The sequence below is a fragment of the Kribbella sp. NPDC031520 genome (genome assembly GCF_055580825.1).
Window position 1 is genome coordinate 1,062,766 of sequence record NZ_JBVIKS010000002.1, and the last position, 20,514, is coordinate 1,083,279.

At 70.4% G+C, this 20,514-nt stretch carries 20 protein-coding genes; 4 read left to right on the plus strand and 16 right to left on the minus strand.

Translation table 11 applies throughout. The features are described 5' to 3' along the window. Window positions 1-26: 26 nt before the first annotated feature. The 4 genes from ACZ5BU_RS13745 to ACZ5BU_RS13760 all read right to left on the minus strand — a co-directional run bounded on the left by ACZ5BU_RS13745 (window position 27) and on the right by ACZ5BU_RS13760 (window position 5,180). Window positions 27-1,340: a M16 family metallopeptidase gene (locus ACZ5BU_RS13745; protein ID WP_465698667.1), complete on the minus strand. Its 1,314-nt coding sequence runs from the start codon at window positions 1,338-1,340 to the stop codon at window positions 27-29. Beyond that, window positions 1,337-3,547 carry a polyribonucleotide nucleotidyltransferase gene (locus ACZ5BU_RS13750; protein WP_465698669.1) on the minus strand — a complete coding sequence of 737 codons (2,211 nt, stop codon included), beginning with the start codon at window positions 3,545-3,547 and terminating at the stop codon, window positions 1,337-1,339. The genes ACZ5BU_RS13745 and ACZ5BU_RS13750 overlap by 4 nt, the downstream gene beginning before the upstream one ends. A 281-nt stretch (window positions 3,548-3,828) precedes the next feature. Beyond that, complete coding sequence (gene rpsO / locus ACZ5BU_RS13755) at window positions 3,829-4,101, minus strand: 30S ribosomal protein S15 (protein ID WP_184833659.1); 273 nt, start codon at window positions 4,099-4,101, stop codon at window positions 3,829-3,831. 116 nt (window positions 4,102-4,217) lie between these two features. Continuing rightward, window positions 4,218-5,180, minus strand: coding sequence for a bifunctional riboflavin kinase/FAD synthetase (locus tag ACZ5BU_RS13760; protein ID WP_465698671.1), 963 nt, complete (start codon window positions 5,178-5,180; stop codon window positions 4,218-4,220). A gap of 118 nt (window positions 5,181-5,298) precedes the next feature. Here ACZ5BU_RS13760 and ACZ5BU_RS13765 point away from each other — a divergent pair, with 118 nt between their 5' ends. After that, window positions 5,299-6,324 carry an SGNH/GDSL hydrolase family protein gene (locus ACZ5BU_RS13765; protein ID WP_465698673.1) on the plus strand — a complete coding sequence of 342 codons (1,026 nt, stop codon included), beginning with the start codon at window positions 5,299-5,301 and terminating at the stop codon, window positions 6,322-6,324. 40 nt (window positions 6,325-6,364) lie between these two features. Here ACZ5BU_RS13765 and ACZ5BU_RS13770 read toward each other — a convergent pair whose 3' ends face one another. From ACZ5BU_RS13770 to rimP, 8 genes are all read right to left on the minus strand, one after another. After that, entirely contained in the window at window positions 6,365-7,258 is an 894-nt protein-coding gene (locus ACZ5BU_RS13770) for an NAD-dependent protein deacetylase (RefSeq protein ID WP_465698675.1), read from the minus strand. A gap of 20 nt (window positions 7,259-7,278) precedes the next feature. Continuing rightward, complete coding sequence (locus ACZ5BU_RS13775) at window positions 7,279-8,121, minus strand: LLM class flavin-dependent oxidoreductase (RefSeq protein ID WP_465698677.1); 843 nt, start codon at window positions 8,119-8,121, stop codon at window positions 7,279-7,281. Between the two features lie 33 nt (window positions 8,122-8,154). Then, on the minus strand, window positions 8,155-9,045 hold the full coding sequence (gene truB / locus ACZ5BU_RS13780; protein ID WP_465698679.1) for a tRNA pseudouridine(55) synthase TruB: 891 nt from the start codon (window positions 9,043-9,045) through the stop codon (window positions 8,155-8,157). Window positions 9,046-9,053: 8 nt separating this feature from the next. Then, window positions 9,054-9,494, minus strand: coding sequence for a 30S ribosome-binding factor RbfA (gene rbfA / locus ACZ5BU_RS13785; RefSeq protein WP_465698681.1), 441 nt, complete (start codon window positions 9,492-9,494; stop codon window positions 9,054-9,056). 95 nt (window positions 9,495-9,589) lie between these two features. Further along, window positions 9,590-12,820: a translation initiation factor IF-2 gene (gene infB, locus ACZ5BU_RS13790; protein WP_465698683.1), complete on the minus strand. Its 3,231-nt coding sequence runs from the start codon at window positions 12,818-12,820 to the stop codon at window positions 9,590-9,592. Window positions 12,821-12,887: 67 nt separating this feature from the next. Continuing rightward, window positions 12,888-13,292 carry a YlxR family protein gene (locus ACZ5BU_RS13795; RefSeq protein ID WP_465698685.1) on the minus strand — a complete coding sequence of 135 codons (405 nt, stop codon included), beginning with the start codon at window positions 13,290-13,292 and terminating at the stop codon, window positions 12,888-12,890. 45 nt (window positions 13,293-13,337) lie between these two features. Then, window positions 13,338-14,330 carry a transcription termination factor NusA gene (gene nusA, locus ACZ5BU_RS13800; protein WP_465698687.1) on the minus strand — a complete coding sequence of 331 codons (993 nt, stop codon included), beginning with the start codon at window positions 14,328-14,330 and terminating at the stop codon, window positions 13,338-13,340. A gap of 1 nt (window position 14,331) precedes the next feature. Next, window positions 14,332-14,853 (minus strand): ribosome maturation factor RimP, encoded by a 522-nt coding sequence (gene rimP, locus ACZ5BU_RS13805; RefSeq protein ID WP_465698689.1) that lies wholly within the window; start codon window positions 14,851-14,853, stop codon window positions 14,332-14,334. 152 nt (window positions 14,854-15,005) lie between these two features. Here rimP and ACZ5BU_RS13810 point away from each other — a divergent pair, with 152 nt between their 5' ends. Then, on the plus strand, window positions 15,006-15,566 hold the full coding sequence (locus tag ACZ5BU_RS13810; RefSeq protein ID WP_465698690.1) for a cell division protein FtsK: 561 nt from the start codon (window positions 15,006-15,008) through the stop codon (window positions 15,564-15,566). Next, entirely contained in the window at window positions 15,563-15,976 is a 414-nt protein-coding gene (locus tag ACZ5BU_RS13815) for a ferritin-like domain-containing protein (protein ID WP_465698692.1), read from the plus strand. The genes ACZ5BU_RS13810 and ACZ5BU_RS13815 overlap by 4 nt, the downstream gene beginning before the upstream one ends. Here the strand turns inward: ACZ5BU_RS13815 and hisH are convergent. The 4 genes from hisH to hisD form a co-directional block, all read right to left on the minus strand. Then, window positions 15,973-16,614 carry an imidazole glycerol phosphate synthase subunit HisH gene (gene hisH, locus ACZ5BU_RS13820; protein WP_465698694.1) on the minus strand — a complete coding sequence of 214 codons (642 nt, stop codon included), beginning with the start codon at window positions 16,612-16,614 and terminating at the stop codon, window positions 15,973-15,975. The genes ACZ5BU_RS13815 and hisH overlap by 4 nt on opposite strands. Continuing rightward, window positions 16,611-17,210 carry an imidazoleglycerol-phosphate dehydratase HisB gene (gene hisB, locus ACZ5BU_RS13825; protein WP_465698696.1) on the minus strand — a complete coding sequence of 200 codons (600 nt, stop codon included), beginning with the start codon at window positions 17,208-17,210 and terminating at the stop codon, window positions 16,611-16,613. Before hisB ends, hisH begins: the two co-directional genes overlap by 4 nt. Before the next feature lie 72 nt (window positions 17,211-17,282). After that, window positions 17,283-18,407: a histidinol-phosphate transaminase gene (locus tag ACZ5BU_RS13830; protein ID WP_465698697.1), complete on the minus strand. Its 1,125-nt coding sequence runs from the start codon at window positions 18,405-18,407 to the stop codon at window positions 17,283-17,285. Next, on the minus strand, window positions 18,407-19,720 hold the full coding sequence (hisD, locus tag ACZ5BU_RS13835) for a histidinol dehydrogenase (RefSeq protein ID WP_465698699.1): 1,314 nt from the start codon (window positions 19,718-19,720) through the stop codon (window positions 18,407-18,409). The genes ACZ5BU_RS13830 and hisD overlap by 1 nt, the downstream gene beginning before the upstream one ends. 102 nt (window positions 19,721-19,822) lie before the next feature. On the opposite strand from hisD, the gene ACZ5BU_RS13840 reads away from it, so the two are divergent. Then, complete coding sequence (locus ACZ5BU_RS13840) at window positions 19,823-20,494, plus strand: LON peptidase substrate-binding domain-containing protein (protein WP_465698701.1); 672 nt, start codon at window positions 19,823-19,825, stop codon at window positions 20,492-20,494. The last annotated feature ends 20 nt before the right edge of the window (window positions 20,495-20,514 follow it).

Sequence of the window (20,514 nt, forward strand, 5' to 3'; positions counted from 1 at the left end):
TCCTGGCGGGTAGGCCTGTCGAGGTGCTAGAGCGTGAAGGCGGTGGTGTCCTCTTCGAACGGGCCCATCACCGTGAGCGCCGGGGTGCCTGCGTAGAGGTCCGCGGCGAGTTGGGTGACGTCGTCGAGGGTGACCGAGTCGATCCGGTGCAGGATCTCGTCGACGGTCGGCAGTTCACCGTACACGAGCTCGGCCTTCGCGATCCGGGTCATCTTCGCGCCGGTGTCCTCGAGGCCCATCACCACCGAACCACGCATCTGCCCCTTGCCGCGGAGCAGCTCGTCCGGCGTGATGTTGCCCTGGGCAATCGCCTCGAGCTCGCCACGGATCACGTCCAGCACCTCGGGAGCCTTCTTCGGCAGGCAGCCCGCGTACACGCCGACCATGCCGGAGTCCGCGTACGCCGAACCGAACGTGAACACCGAGTACGCCAGGCCGCGCTTCTCCCGCACCTCCTGGAACAACCGCGACGACATCCCGCCGCCGACGATCCCGTGCAGGACGCCGGCGATGTACCGGCGGTCGTCGCTGCGCACCAGCCCGGGCATCCCGAGTACGAGGTGCGCCTGCTCGACGTCACGGCGGTGTACCTGCACCCCGCCGTACGTCGGAACGCGGCGAGCCGCACCACGCCGTACCGCGGCAGGCTCGGCCTCGGCCGTCACCCAATGACGCTCGAACGCCTTGCGCACCAGGCGTACGACGTCCGCGTGGTCGACGTTGCCGGCCACCGAGACGACGATGTTCGACGGCTTGTAGCGGCGGCGGTACCAGCCCACGACCTGCTGGCGGGACAGCCCGGCGACCGATTCCGGCGTACCGGTGATCGAACGGCCGAGCGGGGACTTGCCCCAGAGCTGCTCGGCGAACAGGTCGTGGATGTGGTCCGACGTCTCGTCGGCGTGCATCGCGATCTCTTCGTCGATGACGTCCCGCTCGCTCTCCACGTCCACGTCGGTGAGCGTCGCGGAGGTGATCATGTCGCACATCACGTCGACCGCGAGCGGCAGGTCCGTGTCGAGCACCCGCGCGTAGTAGCAGGTGTACTCCTTGCCGGTGAACGCGTTCATCTCGCCGCCGACCGCGTCGATCGCGGCGGAGATCTCCAGTGCGTCACGACGCTCGGTGCCCTTGAACAGCAGGTGTTCGAGGAAATGCGTCGCACCGGCCAGCTGCTCCGGCTCGTCGCGGGAGCCCACGCCGACCCAGAGGCCGAACGTGACCGAGCGGAAGCCCGGTACGGACTGGGAGAGAACCCGGAGCCCGGAGGGCAGGACGGTCCGTTTCACCGGACCGCCCGCCTCCGGGCTCAGCAAGGTACTCGTGATTGCGCGAGTCACTCGGCGGCCGGCGCCTCTTCCTTCTTCTCTTCGCCCTCGATCACCGGGATCAGCGAGAGCTTGCCGCGGTCGTCGATCTCGGCGATCTCGACCTGCAGCTTCTGGCCGACCGACAGCACGTCCTCGACGGCCTCGACCCGCTTGCCACCGGCCAGCGGACGCAGCTTGCTGATGTGCAGCAGGCCGTCCTTGCCCGGCAGCAGGCTGATGAACGCACCGAAGTTGGTCGTCTTCACGACCGTACCCAGGTAGCGCTCACCCTTCTCCGGCATGGTCGGGTTCGCGATCGCGTTGATCGCGGCCCGGGCGGCCTCGGCCGACGGGCCGTCGGTCGCGCCGATGTACACCGTGCCGTCGTCCTCGATCGAGATGTCGGCGCCGGTGTCCTCGGTGATCTGGTTGATCATCTTGCCCTTCGGGCCGATGACCTCGCCGATCTTGTCCACCGGGACCTTCACCGAGATGACCCGCGGCGCGAACTCGCTCATCTCACCCGGCGCGTCGATGGCCTTGGCCATCACGTCCAGGATCGTCAGCCGCGCGTCCTTGGCCTGCGTCAGCGCACCCGCCAGCACGCTGGCCGGGATGCCGTCCAGCTTGGTGTCCAGCTGCAGGGCGGTGACGAAGTCCTTCGTACCGGCGACCTTGAAGTCCATGTCGCCGAACGCGTCCTCGGCGCCGAGGATGTCGGTCAGCGCGACGAACTCCTCCTTGCCGTCGATCTCACCGGAGATCAGGCCCATCGCGATACCGGCGACCGGGGCCTTCAGCGGGACACCGGCGTTCAGCAGCGACAGCGTCGAGGCGCAGACCGAGCCCATCGAGGTGGACCCGTTCGAGCCGAGCGCCTCGGACACCTGACGCAGCGCGTACGGGAAGTCCTCGCGGGACGGCAGCACCGGCACGAGCGCCCGCTCAGCCAGCGCGCCGTGACCGATCTCGCGGCGCTTCGGCGAACCGACCCGGCCGGTCTCACCGGTCGAGTACGGCGGGAAGTTGTAGTTGTGCATGTACCGCTTGCGCGTCTCCGGGGAGAGCGTGTCCAGCTGCTGCTCCATCCGGAGCATGTTCAGCGTGGTGACACCCAGGATCTGGGTCTCGCCGCGCTCGAACAGCGCCGAGCCGTGCACCCGCGGGAGCACGCCGATCTGCGCCTTCAGCGGCCGGATGTCGGTCAGCCCACGGCCGTCGATCCGGACCTTCTCCTTCAGCACGCGCTGCCGGACCAGCTTCTTGGTCAGCGAGCGGAACGCTGCGGACAGCTCCTTCTCGCGACCCTCGAAGTCGGGGGCCAGCTTCTCCACCGTGGCGGCCTTGACCGCGTCGGTGGCGTCGTCACGCTCGTGCTTGCCGGCGATCGTCAGCGCCTGGGCGAGCTCCTCGCTCGCGGAGGCCTCGACCGCGGCGAACGCGTCGTCGGCGTAGTCCGGGAAGACCGGGAACTCACCGGTCGGCTTCGCGGCCCGCGCGGCCAGGTCGGCCTGCGCCTCGACCAGGGTCTTGATGAACGCCTTGGAGGCCTCGAGGCCCTCGGCGACGATCTCCTCGGTCGGTGCCTGGGTGCCCGCGGCGACCTTCTCGAAGGTGCCCGGCGTCGACTCGGCCTCGACCATCATGATCGCGACGTCACCGCTGTCGGTCACGCGACCGGCAACCACCATGTCGAAGACCGCGTCCTCGAGCTCGGTGTGGGTCGGGAACGCCACCCACTGGCCGTTGATCAGCGCGACGCGGACGCCGCCGATCGGGCCGGAGAACGGCAGGCCGGCCAGCTGGGTCGACATCGAGGCCGCGTTGATCGCGAGCACGTCGTACAGCTTGTCCGGGTTCAGCGCCAGGACAGTGATGACGACCTGGATCTCGTTGCGCAGGCCGGACACGAACGACGGCCGCAGCGGGCGGTCGATCAGCCGGCAGGTCAGGATGGCCTCTTCCGAGGGCCGGCCCTCGCGGCGGAAGAACGAGCCGGGGATCCGGCCCGCGGCGTACATCCGCTCCTCGACGTCGACCGTCAACGGGAAGAAGTCGAACTGGTCCTTGGGCTTCTTGCTGGCCGTGGTGGCCGACAGCACCATCGTGTCGCCGTCGAGGTACGCCGCGGCGGAGCCGGCGGCCTGCTGGGCCAGACGGCCCGTCTCGAAGCGAATGGTGCGGGTGCCGAAGCTGCCGTTGTCGATGACGGCCTCAGCGAATTCGGCGCCGTCCATCGGCGCACTTGTGGATCCCGACACGGGATACCCCTCTCTCACAGTGTGACGACTGCGAGGCGCGAGCTTCCGGGGTGCCGGTCTTCGATCGAGGCCCGCGGATGACGAGTTGTCACCTGCATCCGAAAGCCACTACCGAGGACCGGTCGTCCTCCCGCCACGCGCTTCGCGTCGCCTCGTTCGTCTTGCTGTATTCAGTTGTGGATCCGCGATCCCGTCTTGTCAGGGCGCGGATACGCCAGGAGCGGCCACCCGGGTCTCGGGGGCCGCTCCTCGCGACGTCATCGGCGGAGGCCGAGCCGCTCGATCAGGGACCGGTAGCGGTTGATGTCCTTCTTCGCCAGGTAGTTCAGCAGCCGGCGGCGCTGACCGACGAGCAACAGCAGGCCACGACGGCTGTGGTGGTCGTGCTTGTGCTCCTTGAGGTGCTCGGTCAGGTGGCTGATCCGGTAGGTCAGCAGCGCGACCTGGACCTCGGGGGACCCGGTGTCACCCTCGGTCAGGGCGTACTCGCCCATGATCTTCTTCTTCGTAGCAGCGTCAACAGCTGACACAGGCATCCTCTCGATTTCCGTTGCGCGGCGCACCGGGGCATTCTTCACCCGAGCACTCTCGATCCGCGGCCGTTCAGACGGCAGCAGCCAGGATATCAGTCCGTGGACGCGTCACCCTAATCAGCGTGCAGGAGGCGGCGCGCGCCGTCCACGTCGGCCTTCACCTGGACGAGCAGCTCGTCGATGCTGTCGAAGCGGATCTGGGTGCCGCGCAGCCGGGCCACGAAGTCGATCGCGACCTTGGCGCCGTACAGCTCGAGGTCGTCGCGGTCCAGCACGTACGACTCCACCCGCCGGTCCAGGCCGTCGAAGGTCGGGTTGGACCCGACGCTGATCGCCGCCGGCAGCGGGTCCGGGTACGCCGGGGCGCCGGGCGCGGGCGTGAGGACCGTGAGCCAACCGGCGTACACCCCGTCCTGCGGGACCGCCGCCCCCGGGTCGGCCGGGATGTTCGCGGTCGGGAACCCGAGCTCGCGGCCGCGCTTGTCGCCCTCGACGACCACGCCGGTCACGCGCAGCGGGCGGCCGAGCGCCGTCGCGGCCGCTTCGACGTCACCCTCGGCGAGCTGCTGCCGGATGTACGTCGACGACCAGGGCTGCTGGTCCCCCGCCAGGCTCAGCCCCTCGACCTGGAAGCCGTACTGCGCTCCCGCCTGGACGAGGGTGTCGACGTGGCCTGCCGCCTTGTGCCCGAAGCGGAAGTTCTCGCCGACGACGATCGCCTTCGCGTGCAGGGTGTTCACCAGCGTGCGCTCGATGAACTCCTCGGGCGACCAGTTCGACACCTCCCTGGTGAACGGGAGGATCAGCACGGCGTCCGCGCCGGCCTTGCCGAGCAGCTCGGCCCGTTGTTCGGGGTCGCTGAGCATCAGCGGCGCGTGGTCCGGCCGCAGCACCCGCATCGGGTGCGGGTCGAACGTCATCGCGACCACCGGCAGTCCGCCCAGCTCGGCCGCCCGCGCGCGGGCGTGCGCGAGCACCTCCTGGTGACCCCGGTGTACGCCGTCGAAGTTGCCGATGGTGACGACCGTCGGCCCGAAGTCCGGGCTCACCTGGTCCAATCCGTGCCAGACACGCATGGGAGCAGGATTCCATGCCTTCATCAGATTGCCTCAACCAGGTCGCCGATCACCCCTTGTAATCGGGCAGTGACTCAACTTATGGTAGGCCGCGCACTGGTGAGCCTGGGGAGGTCTCGTGAAGCTACGCCGTCTGGTCGCCGCCTGCGCGGCGGTCACGCTGGTCGCAGGTCTGCCTGCCGTCAGCGCCGCCGCAGCACCCTCTGCCACCTCTTCAGGACCGAGCTTCGAGCGGTACGTCGCGCTCGGCGACTCGTACACGTCGGCGCCGTTCGTCCCGCTGGCCGACCTGTTGTCGCTCGGCTGCGCGCGCTCGTACAGCAACTACCCGAAGCAGCTCGCCGCGGCGCTCGGCGTGTACCGGTTCACCGACGTGAGCTGCGGCGGCGCCGACACCACGAACATGACCCAGCCGCAGAGCACGATCCTCGGCACCGCCGCGCCGCAGTTCGACGCGCTGACACCGGACACCGACCTGGTCACCCTCGGGATCGGCGGCAACGACTTCGGCGTCTTCGGCGACATCATCGGCACCTGTCCCGGGCTGCGGGCTTCGGACCCGACCGGCGCGCCGTGCAAGGCGCACTTCACGGTCAACGGAGTAGACACGCTGCGGGCGAAGATCGCGCAGACGCAGACCAGAATCGCGATCGTGGTCCAGGGCATCCGGGCGCGGTCACCGAAGGCGACGATCGTGCTGGTCGGCTACCCGAAGATCGCGCCGGAGCACGGCACCTGCGCGGCGATCCTGCCGTTCGCCGACGGCGACTACTCGTACCTGTACTCGATCGAGCAGGCGCTGAACGCCGCCGTCTCGAACGCGGCCGCCGCGGGCGGAGCGACGTACGTCGACACCTTCGGCCCGTCGACCGGGCACGACGCCTGCGCACCGGATGGCCAAGCGTGGATCCAGGGCAAGGACATCAACCTGCTCCGGGCCCTGAACTACCACCCGCGCTTCGAGGGCGAGGCCGCGATGGCCGCCCTCACCTACAAGACGCTGACCGGCGAGCCGACCGTGATCACCGCGGCCGAGCAGTCCGCCTGGGCCACCAAGGCCAAGGCGCTGGCGAAGCAGGCCGCAGCGTCACCTCTGGCCCTCGAGGCCTCCAAGAACCGCGTACGGACCAGCGCGCAACGCTGACCCTTTCCAATCCGTACTGCGGACTCCGGGCCGGGCCACCTCACGCGTGGCTCGGCCCGGTGGTGTTCAGCAGCTCGGTGAGCGCTCGGCCCAGCGGGAGGTTCACCCGATGTGCGGCGTACGGGTCGCCGCGGGTGACGCCCTGGTTGATGATCAGGACCTGCTTGCCGGCCTTCGCGGCGTGCCGGACGAACCGGAAGCCGGACATCACGGTCAGGGACGAGCCCAGCACGAGTACGGCGTTCGCGTCGTCGATCAGCTGGTAGCAGCGCTGCACGCGGTTCTTCGGGACGTTCTCGCCGAAGAACACCACATCCGGTTTGAGGACACCACCGCAGACCGGGCACGGGACGACCCGGAACGTCCGGACCACGTCGTCCGGGAGTTCGACGTCGCCGTCCGGGTTGATCCGGGTCGCCTCGGCCGTGAACGCCTGGTTCGCGGCGCGCAGCCGGCGGTCGAGGATCTCCCGCGGGGAGGTCGTACCGCAGTCGAGGCAGACGATCCGGTCCAGGTTGCCGTGCAGCTCGATCACGTCGCGGGCACCGGCGGCCTGGTGCAGGCCGTCGACGTTCTGGGTGATGATCCCGCTCAGGTAGCCGCGGGCCTGGAGCGCGGCGACGGCACGGTGGCCGTCGTTCGGGGCGGCGCGGGCGATGGTCCGCCAGCCTAGGTGGCTGCGCGCCCAGTACCGCTGCCGCGCTTCCTCGCTCCCCTGGAAGTCGCCGTACGTCATCGGGGTGTGCGTCCGCAGGCTGCCGGACTCGCCCCGGTAGTCGGGGATGCCCGACTCGGTGGAGATTCCGGCCCCGCTCAGTACGACGACACCGCCGGCGGCCACGAGCTCCGCGACCGGGCCGACATCGGCCGACCCCGGCTCCAACGCCAGCACCTCAGGGCCCGGAGCCCATTCCAACGTCGGACGAGAACGCACGACTCAAGGGTACGGCGCGATCAATCGACGCGTGGCGGTCCGGCCTTCAGGCGGCGCTCGGCGGCGGGGCGTGCGACGGCGGGATCCAGCGAGGACCAGTCCGCGTCGATCCACCAGGTGGCGCCCGCGTCGGCCCACGGGCGGACCGTGTCGGCGGCCTTCGGGTCGTCCGCGGTCGTCATGCCTTCGGCGGCCACGTCGTACCCGTCCATGGTCAGGCCGTGTTTCTCGCGCTCGTTGCGGATCCACTCGACCCCTTGGGCAACCACCTCGGGCGTGACCTGACCGTCGCCGACGTACGCCGGAAGCCAGCCGTCCTGCAGGGCGGCCCGGCGCATGGACCTCGGCCGGGGCCAGCCGCCGACGACCCAGGTCGGGACGCGCGGCTGCTGCACCGGTGGCGGCGGCGCGGGCGGATTCAGCTCGGGGACCATGCGGGAGCTGTAGTGCTTCCCGGAGAACTCGAACGGCTCGTCGCGCCACAGGTACGGCAGCATCTGCAGCGACTCGTCCATCAGCTCGGCACGGACCTTCCGCCCCGGATCCTCCTCGAACAGCCAGAACCGGTCCTCCCCCGTCACCCCGAGCCCGACCGACAGGATCACCCGCCCGTCGCTCAAGTTGTCGACGGTCGAGACTTGCCCGGCAACGTCCCACGGTTTTCGGCGCGGCAGCGGAGTAAGCATCGTGCCCAGCCGGATCCGCTCGGTCGTCATCGCCGCGGCGCCGAGCATCACCCAGGCGTCGATCCCCCAGATCGACTCCCAGACGAAGAACCCGTCCCAGCCGTGGCCTTCCGCGATCACGGCCAGCTCGGCCGCGTCGCGCGCGTCGCCCATCGCCATCACGAACCCGTACTTCATGCCACGTCACGCTACGCGTGGCCTCCGACAGTTTCAGGCGACGAAGACCGCGGTCGGTTTGGCGAGCGGGCCGTGCGGCTCGTACAGGGCCAGGAAGGTGCCGTCCGGCGCGAACATCGCGGTCTGGCCGGCTCCCAGGTTGAGGCCCGGCAGCGGCCGGCCGGTACGGATCAGAGTGGCCTGCGCGTCGTCCGCGTCGTACCGCGGGAAGGTGCCGGCGGCAACGTCCGCGATCGGCAGCCAGTCGAACGACTTCGCCAGCGCCTCCAGCGAGTGCGCCACCGACAGGTCGAACGAGCCGACCCGGGTCCGGCGCAGCGCCGTCAGGTGACCGCCGACGCCGAGCTCGGCACCGAGGTCCCGGGCCAGCGCCCGGATGTACGTACCGCTGGAGCAGTCCACCGAGACGTCGACCGAGATCCCGTCCGGGTCCGGCCGGACGTCGAGGATGTCGTACCGCGACACGGTCACCGCACGGGCCTTGAGCGCGACCTCCTCGCCGGCCCGGACCCGCTCGTACGCGCGTTTGCCGTCGACCTTGATCGCCGACACCTTCGACGGCACCTGCGAGATCTCGCCGCGGAATCCCTCGACCGCGGCCGAGATCGCCTCCGCGGTCACGCCGTCGACCGGCGCGGTGTCCACCACCTCGCCCTCGGCGTCGTCGGTCGTCGTACTCGCACCGAGCCGGATCGTCGCGTCGTACGACTTGTCCGCCAGCTGCAGGTGCCCGAGCAGCCGGGTGGCGCGGTTGATCCCGACGATCAGCACACCCGTCGCCATCGGGTCCAGCGTCCCGGCATGCCCGACCTTGCGGGTACCGGCCAGCCGGCGGATCCGGGCGACGACGGTGTGCGAGGTCATCCCGCCCGGCTTGTCGACGACCACGATCCCGTCCGACGCCGACGTGAAGTCAAGGCTCAACGCAGTACTCAGTCCTCGTCCTCGTCGGACTCGTCGTGCGGCCGCTTGTACGGGTCGGCGTCGCCGGCCGGCTTCGCGCCCGCGGCGGCCTTGGCCACCTCGGCGTCGGCCATCCGCGCCTTCTCCAGCAGCTCTTCGATCTGCCCGGCGTTCTCCGGTACTGCGTCCAGGAAGAACGCCACGCTCGGCGTGTGCCGCAGACCCAGCGCCTTGCCGACCTCGCTGCGGATCAGGCCCTTGGCCGACTCCAGCGCGGCCGCCGTGTTCGCCCGGGCCTGCTCGTCGCCGTACACCGTGTACCAGACGCTGGCCTCGCGCAGGTCACCGGTCAGCCGCGCGTCGGTGACCGTGACGAACCCGAGCCGCGGGTCCTTCACCCGGCGCTCCAGCAACTCCGCGACGAGCACCTGGATCCGGTCGGCCAGCTGCTTCGCCCTTGCTTCACCCATCAGGGCTCACTCCCTCATTCATGAACAACGTCCGGAGAGACCGCAGTCTCTCCGGACGCTACTCCTCGGTGACCCGCGCCGGGTCACCGCCTACGTCAGCTCCGCGGCTTCTCGCGCAGCTCGAACGCCTCGACGACGTCGCCGATCTTGATGTCGTTGAAGTTGTTGATGGTCAGACCGCACTCGAAGCCCTCGCGGACCTCGGACGCGTCGTCCTTGAACCTCTTCAGCGACGACAGCTCGGTGTTGTCGACGACCACGGCGCCGTCCCGGATCAGCCGGACCTTGGCGTTCCGCTTGATCAGGCCGCTGGTCACCCAGCAACCGGCGATGTTGCCCACCTTCGAGGAGCGGAAGATCTCCCGGATCTCGGCCTGGCCGAGGGTGACCTCCTCGTAGATCGGCTTCAGCATGCCCTTCAGGGCCGCCTCGATGTCGTCGATCGCCGAGTAGATGACCGAGTAGTACCGGACATCCACGCCCTCGCGCTCGGCCAGGTCACCGGCCTTGCCCGCCGGCCGCACGTTGAAGCCGATGATGACGGCGTTCGACGCGATGGCCAGGTTGACGTCGTTCTCGTTGATCGCACCGACCCCGCGGTCGATGATCCGCAACGACACCTCGTCGCCGACCTCGATCCGGACCAGGGCGTCTTCCAGCGCCTCGACCGAACCGGACACGTCGCCCTTGAGGATCAGCAGCAGCTCCTGGGCCTCGCCCTTCTCCATCGAGGCCATGAAGTCCTCGAGGGTACGGCGGACGCGACGCTTGGCGTTCGCCGCCGCCCGGGCACGGGCCTCCCGCTTCTCGGCGATCTGCCGGGCCCGGCGGTCGTCGTCGACGACCAGGAACTTGTCGCCCGCACCCGGTACCGCGGTCAGACCGAGCACCAGGACCGGACGCGACGGGGTCGCCTCCTCGACGTTGTTGCCGTGCTCGTCGAGCATGGCCCGGACCCGGCCGTACGCCGGACCGACCACCATCGAGTCGCCGACCCGGAGCGTTCCGCGCTGCACCAGCACGGTCGCCACCGGACCACGGCCCTTGTCGAGGTTCGCCTCGATCGCGATGCCCTCGGCGTGCATGTGCGGGTTCGCCCGCAGGTCCAGCGCCGCGTCCGCGGTCAGTACGACGCCCTCGAGCAGGCCGTCGATGTTGATCCGGGACTTGGCCGAGACGTCGACGAACATCGTGTCGCCGCCGTACTCCTCGGGAACCAGGCCGTACTCGGTCAGCTGACCGCGCACCTTGGCCGGGTCCGCCGCCGGGACGTCGATCTTGTTCACCGCGACCACGATCGGGACACCCGCCGCACGAGCGTGGTTCAGCGCCTCGATCGTCTGCGGCATCACGCCGTCGTCGGCCGCGACCACCAGGATGACGATGTCGGTGGCCTGCGCACCACGGGCACGCATGGCGGTGAACGCCTCGTGACCCGGGGTGTCGACGAAGGTGATGGCCCGCTGCTCGCCGTCCACCTCGGTGGTCACCTGGTACGCACCGATGTGCTGGGTGATACCGCCGGCCTCGTCGGCCACGACGTTCGCCATCCGGATCGCGTCCAGCAGCTTCGTCTTACCGTGGTCGACGTGACCCATCACGGTCACCACCGGCGGCCGCGGAGCCAGGTCGCCCTCGCCGCCCTCGTCGGCACCGAACTCGATGTCGAACGACTGCAGCAGCTCGCGGTCCTCGTCCTCCGGCGAGACGATCTGGACGTCGTAGTTCAGCTCGGTACCGAGCAGCTCGAGCGTCTCCTCGTTCACCGACTGGGTCGCGGTCACCATCTCACCGAGGTGGAACAGCACCTGGACCAGCGACGCCGGGTCGACTCCGACCTTCTCGGCGAAGTCCGTCAGCGAGGCACCACGAGGCAGCTTCACGACCTCGCCGTCACCGTGCTTGACGCGGACGCCACCGACCGCCGGGGCCTGCATGTTGTCGAATTCCTGACGCTTGGCGCGCTTCGACTTGCGGCCACGACGGGCCGGACCGCCCGGACGACCGAAGGCACCCTGCGTCCCGCCCCGGCCCCGGTTGCCCGGACCCGGACGGCCACCGCCGCCACCGGGCGGACCGCTCGGGCCGCCGCCACCGGGACGGAAGCCACCGCCGCCGCCACCGCCACCACCGCGCGGTCCGGCACCCGGGGCACCGCCCGGACGGCCACCGCCGCCGCCACCACGGCCACCACCAGGACCACCGGAGCCGCCACCGGGGCGACCCGTGAACGTACCGGCCGAGGACTTCGGCATCATCGCCGGGTTCGGGCGCGGAGCACCCGGAACGCCGCCGCCGGCCGGACGCGGCCGGTCGCTGCCGCCACGCTCGTTGCCGCCACTACGACCCTGCGACGGGCGCGGCGCCATCCCGGCCGGGCTCGGAGCGCCGCCCTGCCGGTCGCCGCCACCACCCGGGCCGGGGCGCGGTCCACCGCGCTGCATGCCCTGGGTCGAGCTGAACGGGTTGTTGCCCGGACGCGGCGCACCCGGACGCGGGCCGCCGCCACCTTGGCCGCCACCCTGGCGGGGCGCACCGGGACGCGGGGCGCCCGGACGGGGACCGGCACCCGGACCACCCGGACGCGGACCGGCGCCCGGACCACCCGGGCGGGGGCCGGAGCCCTGGCCACCCGGACGCGGGGTCGCACCCGGGGCTGGACGCGCGCTCTGGCCACCCGGACGGGGGCCGGAACCCGGACGCGGAGCCGAAGGGCTGTCGGTACGGCGGGCCGCCGGGGCCGCGCTGTCGGCCGCCCTAGCCGCGGGCGCCTCGAACGCAGGCGTCGCCGGAGCGGCCGGAGCCTCTGCCTGAGCCTGAGTCGGAGCCTGAGCCGCCGGAGCCTCGACCGTCGGAGCCTCGGCCGCGGTGGACTCCTGGCGCGGACCCGGCTTCGGGCCCGGACGCGGACCCGGGCGGGCACCCGGCGCCGGAGTGGAAGCCGGTGCAGGCGCAGCCACCTCAGGCGTCTCCGCCTTCGCCGCCGGAGCCGTGGAAGTCTCCGCGGCAGGCGTGACCGGCTCGGCGGCCGGAGCGGAACGCTCGGCCGGAGCCTTCGGGGTGGCCGGCTGGGCCGGCCTCGGGGCCGCGGGGGCGACCGGTGCGGTCGCCTGCGGCGCTGCAGACGTGCTCGCGGCGGCCTTCTTGGCCGCACGCTTCTTCGGCGGGTTCTTCTCGAACTCCTCCGCCAACCGCCGGACGACAGGTGCCTCGATCGTCGAGGATGCCGACCGGACGAACTCGCCCATGTCGTTCAGTCTGGTCAGAACGACCTTGCTGGTAACTCCGAGCTCCTTCGCGAGCTCGTAGACCCGGACCTTTGCCACTACTCTCCCTCTGGTCCGAGCCTGGGGCGCGGACCGTTAGTTGACGTACGTGCTCATCGCATTGCACTCATCGGTAGACACTCATCGAGTGGTCATGAGTCGATGACCCGCCTTCATGTCGGTCAGCACGGTCCGGTCGGACCGTCTGTACTTCGTCCTGCTGTACTGCGTCTTCATTATCACGCTGCGCGACGTACTCCCGCAGCCCGGTCACGTCGAGCGGCCCCGGGACCTTGAAGGCCCGTGGGAACGCCTTGCGCCGGACGGCGAGGTCGAAGCACTCGATCGTCGGGTGCAGATGCGCCCCACGGCCAGGTGCCCGACGATCGGGATCCGGGCGGACATGTCCGCCGGAAACCGTCATCCGCAGCAGGTCAGCCGGGCTGGACCGCTTCCGGCACCCGATACAGGTGCGCTCCCTGGGCCGATGAGATTTATCCGGCCCCGGGCGCGCGTCTGTAGCCACTGTCACGTGTTCCTCAGGGTGTGGTTGCGACTCAGCCGACCGACCGAGAGATCAGTCTACCTTCTCCGGCTCAGGCGTCACATCGGTATCCGGCCGGATGTCGATCCGCCAGCCGGTCAGCCGGGCGGCGAGGCGGGCGTTCTGCCCTTCCTTGCCGATCGCGAGCGACAGCTGGTAGTCGGGTACGACGACGCGCGCGGCACGTGCCGCGGCGTCGACCACCTCTACAGACGTAACCTGCGCCGGGGACAGCGCATTCCCGACGAACGTCGCCGGGTCGTCGCTGTGGTCGATGATGTCGATCTTCTCGCCGTGCAGCTCGTGCATGATGTTCCGCACCCGCTGCCCCATCGGCCCGATGCAGGCGCCCTTGCCGTTCACCGACGGGTTCAGGGTCCGGACGGCGATCTTCGTCCGGTGCCCCGCCTCACGCGCGATCGCGGTGATCTCGACGGTGCCGTCGGCGATCTCCGGTACCTCGAGCGCGAACAGCTTCTTCACCAGGTTCGGGTGGGTCCGGCTGACCGTGATCTGCGGGCCCTTGAAGCCCTTCCGGACGCCGACGACGTACACCCGCAGGCGGGAGCCGTGCTCGTACTGCTCCCCCGGGACCTGCTCAGGTGCCGGCAGCACGGCCTCGATCTTGCCCAGGTCGACCATCACCGACCGGGGGTCGCGGCCCTGCTGGACGACGCCGGAGACGATGTCGCCCTCCTTGCCGGAGAACTCGCCGTACCGGACCTCGTCCTCGGCGTCGCGGAGCCGCTGCAGGATGATCTGCTTCGCCGTGGTGGCGGCGATCCGGCCGAAGTCGTGCGGGGTGTCGTCGTACTCGCGGGCCAGCGTGCCGTCCTCGGCCAGTTCACGCGCGTACACGGTCACGTGCCCGGTCTTGCGGTCCAGCTCGGCGCGGGCGTGCTGCTGCGCGCCCTCGGTGCGGTGGTACGCGACCAGCAGCGCCTGCTCGATCGCTTCCACCACCACGTCCAGGGAGATGTCCTTCTCCCGTTCCAGCGACCGCAGCACGGCCATGTCGATGTCCATGTCAGTTCTCCTCCACCGTGCCGTCGGCAGGTGTTTCAGGTTCGTCGTTGCCGGCAGCCCGGTTGAACTCGATCTGGACCTTGGCCTTGGCCACGTCGGCGTACGCGACGCGCTGCCGCTTGCCGTCGACGTCCAGTTCGGCCGCCTCGTCGGAGGCGGACTTGATCCGGCCGGTGAGTGTCCCGCCGGCCGTCAGGGTGACCTTCACGAGGCGGTCGAGGTTGCGCCGCCAGTGCCGGGGCAGGGTGAGCGGCCGGTCCACGCCGGGGCTGGAGACCTCCAGCGTGTACGCGCCCTCGCCCATGATGTCGTCGGCGTCGAGCGCCTTGGAGATCGCCCGGGTGACGTCGGCGACGTCGTCGAGGCTGATCCCGCCGTCGCGGTCGACCAGCACGCGCAGCAACCGGCGGCGGCCGGCCGGCGCGACGTCCGCGGCCTCCAGGTCGCAGCCGAACTGCTCGACGATCGGCCGCAGGAAGTTCTCGAGGCTCGTGGTGTCCGTGTGATCGGTCTTTCTGCTCACAGGTTGACCTGCCTCTCTCTCCAGTTGTGCACCCGTTGTGCTCCCGGCGTCCCACCGAGAGCAGTAGCCCACCATATCCGGCCCGTACCTGGATCCCGGTCACCGGCTCGGGGTGGGCCGGTCGTGCCTCGGTCACCAGGTATCGTTCCGGCGTGCCTGAACGCCGCCTCACCCGTCGTGCCGTCGTCGCGACCGCCGCCCTCGTTCCCGGTGCGGCCGTGCTGGCCGGCTGCAAGGACGACCCGTCGGCCGGCTCCGGTCCGTCGGGCACCAAGGGCGCCGTGAACGGTACGGCGACGTCGCCGGACCCGGCCGCGGAGACGCCGGCGGCCGACCCGGTTGTCGTCGCCGCGCTCGGTGCCGCGGCGACCCAGGTGACTCAATTGTCCCAGCTCTACGCAACCGCGAGCCGGAAGTTCCCGGCGCTGCGGGCGCAGCTCGCGGCCGGTGCGAAGTACCACGCGACCCACCTGGCGAAGCTCAAGGAAACCCAGGGCGTCACGGCCCAGGCAACCAAGACCGCTGTGCCCGCGAGCTCCCTGGCCGCGCTCGCCACGATCGCCAAGCAGGAACGGGCCGCCGCCACCGCGCACGTCGCCGCCGCGGCCAAGCTGTCCGGCGCCCCGGCCCGCCTGCTCGCCGAGATCGCCGCCTCCGAAACCCAGCTGAGCTCGACCCTGACCCCAGCCAAGAAGAAGCAGGCGGCCTCATGAACGAGCTCGACGCCCTGCAAGCTGCACTCGCCGGGGAGCATGCCGCGATGTACGGGGTCGGCGTGGCCGGCGGCAAGCTCAACGGCGCCCGGTTCGGCGCGGCGACCGACCTGTTCGGGGCGCACCGCAACAACCGCGACCACCTGAGCGCGCTGATCGTCGCCGCCGGGCAGACCCCGGTCGCGGCCCAACCGGCGTACGACCTCCCCCAGGCCGTCACGAACTCCGCGACGGCGGCCGTGCTGATCCTCTACATCGAACGCCGGATCGCGGCCGTGTACGGCGACCTCGTCGAGGTCGCCGAACAACCGGCCGTCCGTACGTTCGCGATCGACGCCCTGCTGACCGCCGCCACCAACCAGCTCAGCTGGGGCGGCGCGCCGACAGCGCTGCCCGGCGCCGTCTCCTAGAGCGAGCGGACCCAGTTCTCCAGGAGGGTCGCGCCGGCGTCGCCGGACTTCTCGGGGTGGAACTGCGTCGCGGTCAGCGGACCGTTCTCCACCGCGGCGACGAACCTGTCGCCGCCGTACGTCGTCCAGGTGACCAGCGGGGCGACCGACGCCCGGGCGTCGTCGAGCTGCCAGGTGCGGACGCCGTACGAGTGCACGAAGTAGAAGCGTTCCTTCTCGATGCCCTCGAACAGCTGGGTGCCGGACGGTACGTCGACCGTGTTCCAGCCCATGTGCGGGACCGGCTGGGCGTCCTCGGGCCGAAGGCGCTCGACCGTACCCGGCCACTGCTCGCAGCCCTCGGTCTCGACGCCGTGCTCGATACCGCGGCCGAACAGGATCTGCATGCCGACGCAGATCCCGAGCACCGGTCGGCCGCCGGTCAGCCGGCGGTCGACCGCGACGTCACCATGGACCGCCTTCAGACCGGTCATGCAGGCCTCGAACGCGCCGACGCCCGGCACCAGCAGACCGTCGGCGTTGCAGGCCTCGTCGAAGTCCGCCGTCACCGTCACGTCGGCGCCGACACGCTGCAGTGCCCGCTCCCCCGACCGGATGTTGCCCGATCCGTAGTCGAGCAGGACGACCTTCTTGGTCACAGTGCGCCCTTGGTGGACGGGATGCCCGGCTGCCGCGGGTCGAGCTCGGCGGCGGCCCGGAGGGCCCGGGCGAACGCCTTGAACTGGGCCTCGACGATGTGGTGCGGGTCGCGGCCCGACAGCACCCGGATGTGGACGCAGATCGCCGCGTTGAACGCGAGCGTCTCGAACACGTGCTGGGTCAGCGATCCGGCGTAGTCGCCGCCGATGATCGCGTACACCTGGCCGTCCGGCTCGCCGGTGTGCACGCAGTACGGCCGGCCGGACAGGTCGACCGTGCAGTGCACGAGCGCCTCGTCCAGCGGCACGGTCGCGTCACCGAACCGGCGGATGCCCCGCTTGTCACCGAGTGCTTCGCGCAGCGCCTGGCCGATGCCGATCGCGGTGTCCTCGACGGTGTGGTGCGCGTCGATCTCCAGGTCGCCGACCGTGTTCACGTGCAGGTCGAGCAGTGCGTGCTTGGCCAGCGCGTTGAGCATGTGGTCGTAGAACCCCACGCCGGTCGAGATGTCGGCGCGACCGGTGCCGTCCAGGTCGAGCTCGACCAGGACCTTGGACTCGCTGGTCTCCCGATCGATCCGGGCAGTGCGCGTCATGTGCGTCCTCGCTTCGCTGCGGGCGCACATGACACGCATGGCGCACAGCGTTGTTTGATGAGCTCGCTTCGCTCACTCATGGGTCAGCCTTCCGATGTCTGTCTTGAGGATGCGCTCCAGTGCAGAGCGGAACGCGGCCATCTCCTCGCCGGTGCCGATCGAGACCCGCAGCCAGCCGTCCGGCCCGGTCTCGCGGATCAGTACGCCGTTGTCGAGCAACGCCTGCCACACCGCGTGCCGGTCCGCGAACGTCCCGAACAGCACGAAGTTCGCGTCCGAGTCGACCGCGCGCAGACCCAGCGAACGCAACCAGTCGACGGTCTCGTCACGCTCGACCCGCAGCTGCTCGACCCGGCCGAGCAGCTCGTCGGAGTGCCGCAGCGCCGCCCGGGCAGTCGCCTGGGTGATCGCCGACAGGTGGTACGGCAGCCGGACGATCCGCAGCGCGTCGACGAACTGCTTGCTCGCGGCAAGGTATCCGACCCGCCCGCCGGCCATCGCGAACGCCTTCGACATCGTCCGCGAGACGGCGAGGTTCGGGTACGACGGCAGCAGCGACACCGCGCTCGGCGTCCCGGCCCGGCGGAACTCCGCGTACGCCTCGTCGACCACCACGACCGAGCCGAGCGCGGCGGCCTGCGCGACGATCGCCTCGGTCACGTCGATCGGCAGCGCCGTACCGGTCGGGTTGTTCGGCGAGGCGAGCAGCACGACCGACGGGCGGTGCCGGGAGATCGCGGCGATCGCCTTGCTCCGGTCGAGCGTGAAGTCCTCGGCGCGACGGCCGGTGACCCACGCCGTGTTCGTGTCGCGCGCGTACTCCGGGTACATCGAGTAGGTCGGGGCGAACGACAATGCCGTACGGCCCGGGCCACCGAACGCCTGCAGGATGTGCAGCATGACCTCGTTCGACCCGTTGGCGGCCCACAGCTGCTCCGGCTCCAGCTGCGCGCCGGACTCGCGGGCCAGGTACGCCGCGAGGTCCGCGCGCAGTCCGCGGAACTCGCGGTCCGGGTAGCGGTTCATGCCGCGCGCCGCGTCCGCCACCGAGGCGGCGACGTCGGCGATGGTTGCCTCGCTCGGCGGGTACGGGTTCTCGTTGACGTTCAGGAGGACCGGGACGTCGAGCTGCGGGGCGCCGTACGGCTCGAAGCTCTTGAGCTCCTCCCGGATCGGCAGCCCGTCGAAGCGGCCCATCACTTCTCTCCTGGGAATCGCGCCGACACCGCGGCTCCGTGGGCGGGCAGGTCCTCGGCGTGCGCGAGCGCCAGCACGTGGCCTGCGACCTCGTGGAGCGCGTCACGGGAGTAGTTGACGACGTGCACAGCCTTCAGGAAGCTGCGTACGGACAAGCCCGACGAGTGGCAAGCACAACCCGCCGTCGGCAGGACGTGGTTGGACCCGGCGCAGTAGTCGCCGAGCGAGACCGGCGACCAACTGCCGACGAAGATCGCGCCGGCGTTCGTGATCTGACCGGCGCGCACCTCGGCGTCGGCGGTCTGGATCTCCAGGTGCTCGGCGGCGTACGCGTCCACGACGGCCGTGCCCTGGTCCAGATCGTCCACCAGGACGACGGCGGACTGCTGCCCGGACAGCGCTTCGGTGACGCGCTCGGCGTGCTTGGTCCGCGCGACCTGGACCGGCAGCTCGGCCTCCACGGCCGCGGCCAGTGCCTCGGACGGTGTCACCAGCACGCTGGCGGCCATCGGGTCGTGCTCGGCCTGGCTGATCAGGTCCGCGGCGACGTGCGTCGGGTCCGCGGTGTCGTCGGCGAGGATCGCGATCTCGGTCGGACCGGCCTCGGAGTCGATCCCCACTTCACCCAGCAGGTTGCGCTTCGCGGCGACGACATAGATGTTGCCCGGACCCGTGATCAGGTTGACCTTCGGGCAGCCGTCGAAACCGTACGCGAACCCGGCGATCGCCTGCGCGCCGCCCATCGCGTACACCTCCTCGATCCCGAGCAAGGCACACACCGCGAGCACGGTCGGGTGCGGCAGACCGCCGAACTCCTTCTGCGGCGGGGATGCCACCGCGAGCGACGGCACGCCGGCCGCCTGGGCCGGTACGACGTTCATCACCACGCTGGACGCCAGCGGTGCGCGACCACCCGGGACGTACAGCCCGACCCGTTGCACCGGGACGAACCGCTGGGTCACCCGGCCGCCTGGTGCCGGCTCGGAGGCGATGTCGGCGGTGAGCTCGTCCTGGCTGACCTCACGGACCCGGCGGATCGACTCCTCGAAGGCGCTCCGCACCTCCGGGTCGAGCTCCTCCAGCGCGGTCTTCAGCGCCGCCGCGGGCACCCGGACGTCGTCGACCCGCACGTGGTCGAACTTCTCGCCGTACTCCCTGATCGCCTCGAGGCCGCGATGACGGACGTCCAGGCAGATCGGTCGGACGACGTCGAGGGCAGCCTCGACGTCGAACACGGCTCGGGGGACCAGGGCCTGGAGGTTCAGCACCTCTCCAGCTGCCACTCGGCCCCGCAGGTCGACGCGGCGAATCATGCCGTCAGTCTAGTGGTCGCCCCCCGCGCCCCCGACCGGCTATCCACAGGCCGGGCCGGTCACGGCACGTGAGCGGAGCAGTTGTCCACTACGCTCGACCGCATGGACTCCCGCCTGCCGTTGCTCACTGTCGACACGGTGATCTTTCCCGGGCTGGTGCTGGCGATTCCGGTGACCGACGTGCAGGGCCGCGCGGTGGTCCGCGACCTGGTCGAGAACGGCGGCGAGCTGGTCTGCGGCGCGCTCGCGGTCCGGGACGGGTACGAGCTGGGTGAGCGGGTGTTCCGGTCGCTGTACGGGACGGGCTGCGCGGCAACGATCTCGGAGATCGCGGTGGACGCCGACGACGAGGGCCCGATCGAGGTGACGCTGACCGGCAACCGCCGGTTCAAGGTGAGCGAGCTCGACGGGACCGGCGACTACCTGGTCGCCGACGTCGAATGGCTGGCCGACGACCTCGGCGACGACCCGTTGGGAACGGCAACGATCGCGCTGGAACGCTTCCGCACGTACGCCGAGGCCGTCAGCGAGATCAGCCGCCCCGGCCTGCACCTCGGCGAGCTCCCCGACAACCCAAGCACCCTGTCGTACCTGATGTCGGCCGCGATGAAGCTGATGACCCCGGACCGGCAGAAACTCCTGGAAGCCCCTGACGCCACCACCCGGCTGGCCCAACTGGTCGGCCTGATGGACAACGAACTGGCCGCCATCAAGGCGATCCCGTCGCTGCCCGCCACCGACCTCATCGCCTGGTCCGCCCTGTCCCCCAACTAGCGCTACCGAATTGAATTCCA

Excerpts from the sequence above, each read along its gene's own strand:
- ACZ5BU_RS13750 (WP_465698669.1), bottom strand. The coding sequence starts at position 3,547 with ATGGACGGCGCCGAATTCGCTGAGGCCGTCATCGACAACGGCAGCTTC.
- ACZ5BU_RS13760 (WP_465698671.1), bottom strand. The coding sequence starts at position 5,180 with ATGCGTGTCTGGCACGGATTGGACCAGGTGAGCCCGGACTTCGGGCCG.
- ACZ5BU_RS13775 (WP_465698677.1), bottom strand. The coding sequence starts at position 8,121 with ATGAAGTACGGGTTCGTGATGGCGATGGGCGACGCGCGCGACGCGGCC.
- rbfA (WP_465698681.1), bottom strand. The coding sequence starts at position 9,494 with ATGGGTGAAGCAAGGGCGAAGCAGCTGGCCGACCGGATCCAGGTGCTC.
- nusA (WP_465698687.1), bottom strand. The coding sequence starts at position 14,330 with ATGGACATCGACATGGCCGTGCTGCGGTCGCTGGAACGGGAGAAGGAC.
- ACZ5BU_RS13815 (WP_465698692.1), top strand. The coding sequence starts at position 15,563 with ATGAACGAGCTCGACGCCCTGCAAGCTGCACTCGCCGGGGAGCATGCC.
- hisB (WP_465698696.1), bottom strand. The coding sequence starts at position 17,210 with ATGACGCGCACTGCCCGGATCGATCGGGAGACCAGCGAGTCCAAGGTC.
- ACZ5BU_RS13830 (WP_465698697.1), bottom strand. The coding sequence starts at position 18,407 with ATGGGCCGCTTCGACGGGCTGCCGATCCGGGAGGAGCTCAAGAGCTTC.
- hisD (WP_465698699.1), bottom strand. The coding sequence starts at position 19,720 with ATGATTCGCCGCGTCGACCTGCGGGGCCGAGTGGCAGCTGGAGAGGTG.
- ACZ5BU_RS13840 (WP_465698701.1), top strand. The coding sequence starts at position 19,823 with ATGGACTCCCGCCTGCCGTTGCTCACTGTCGACACGGTGATCTTTCCC.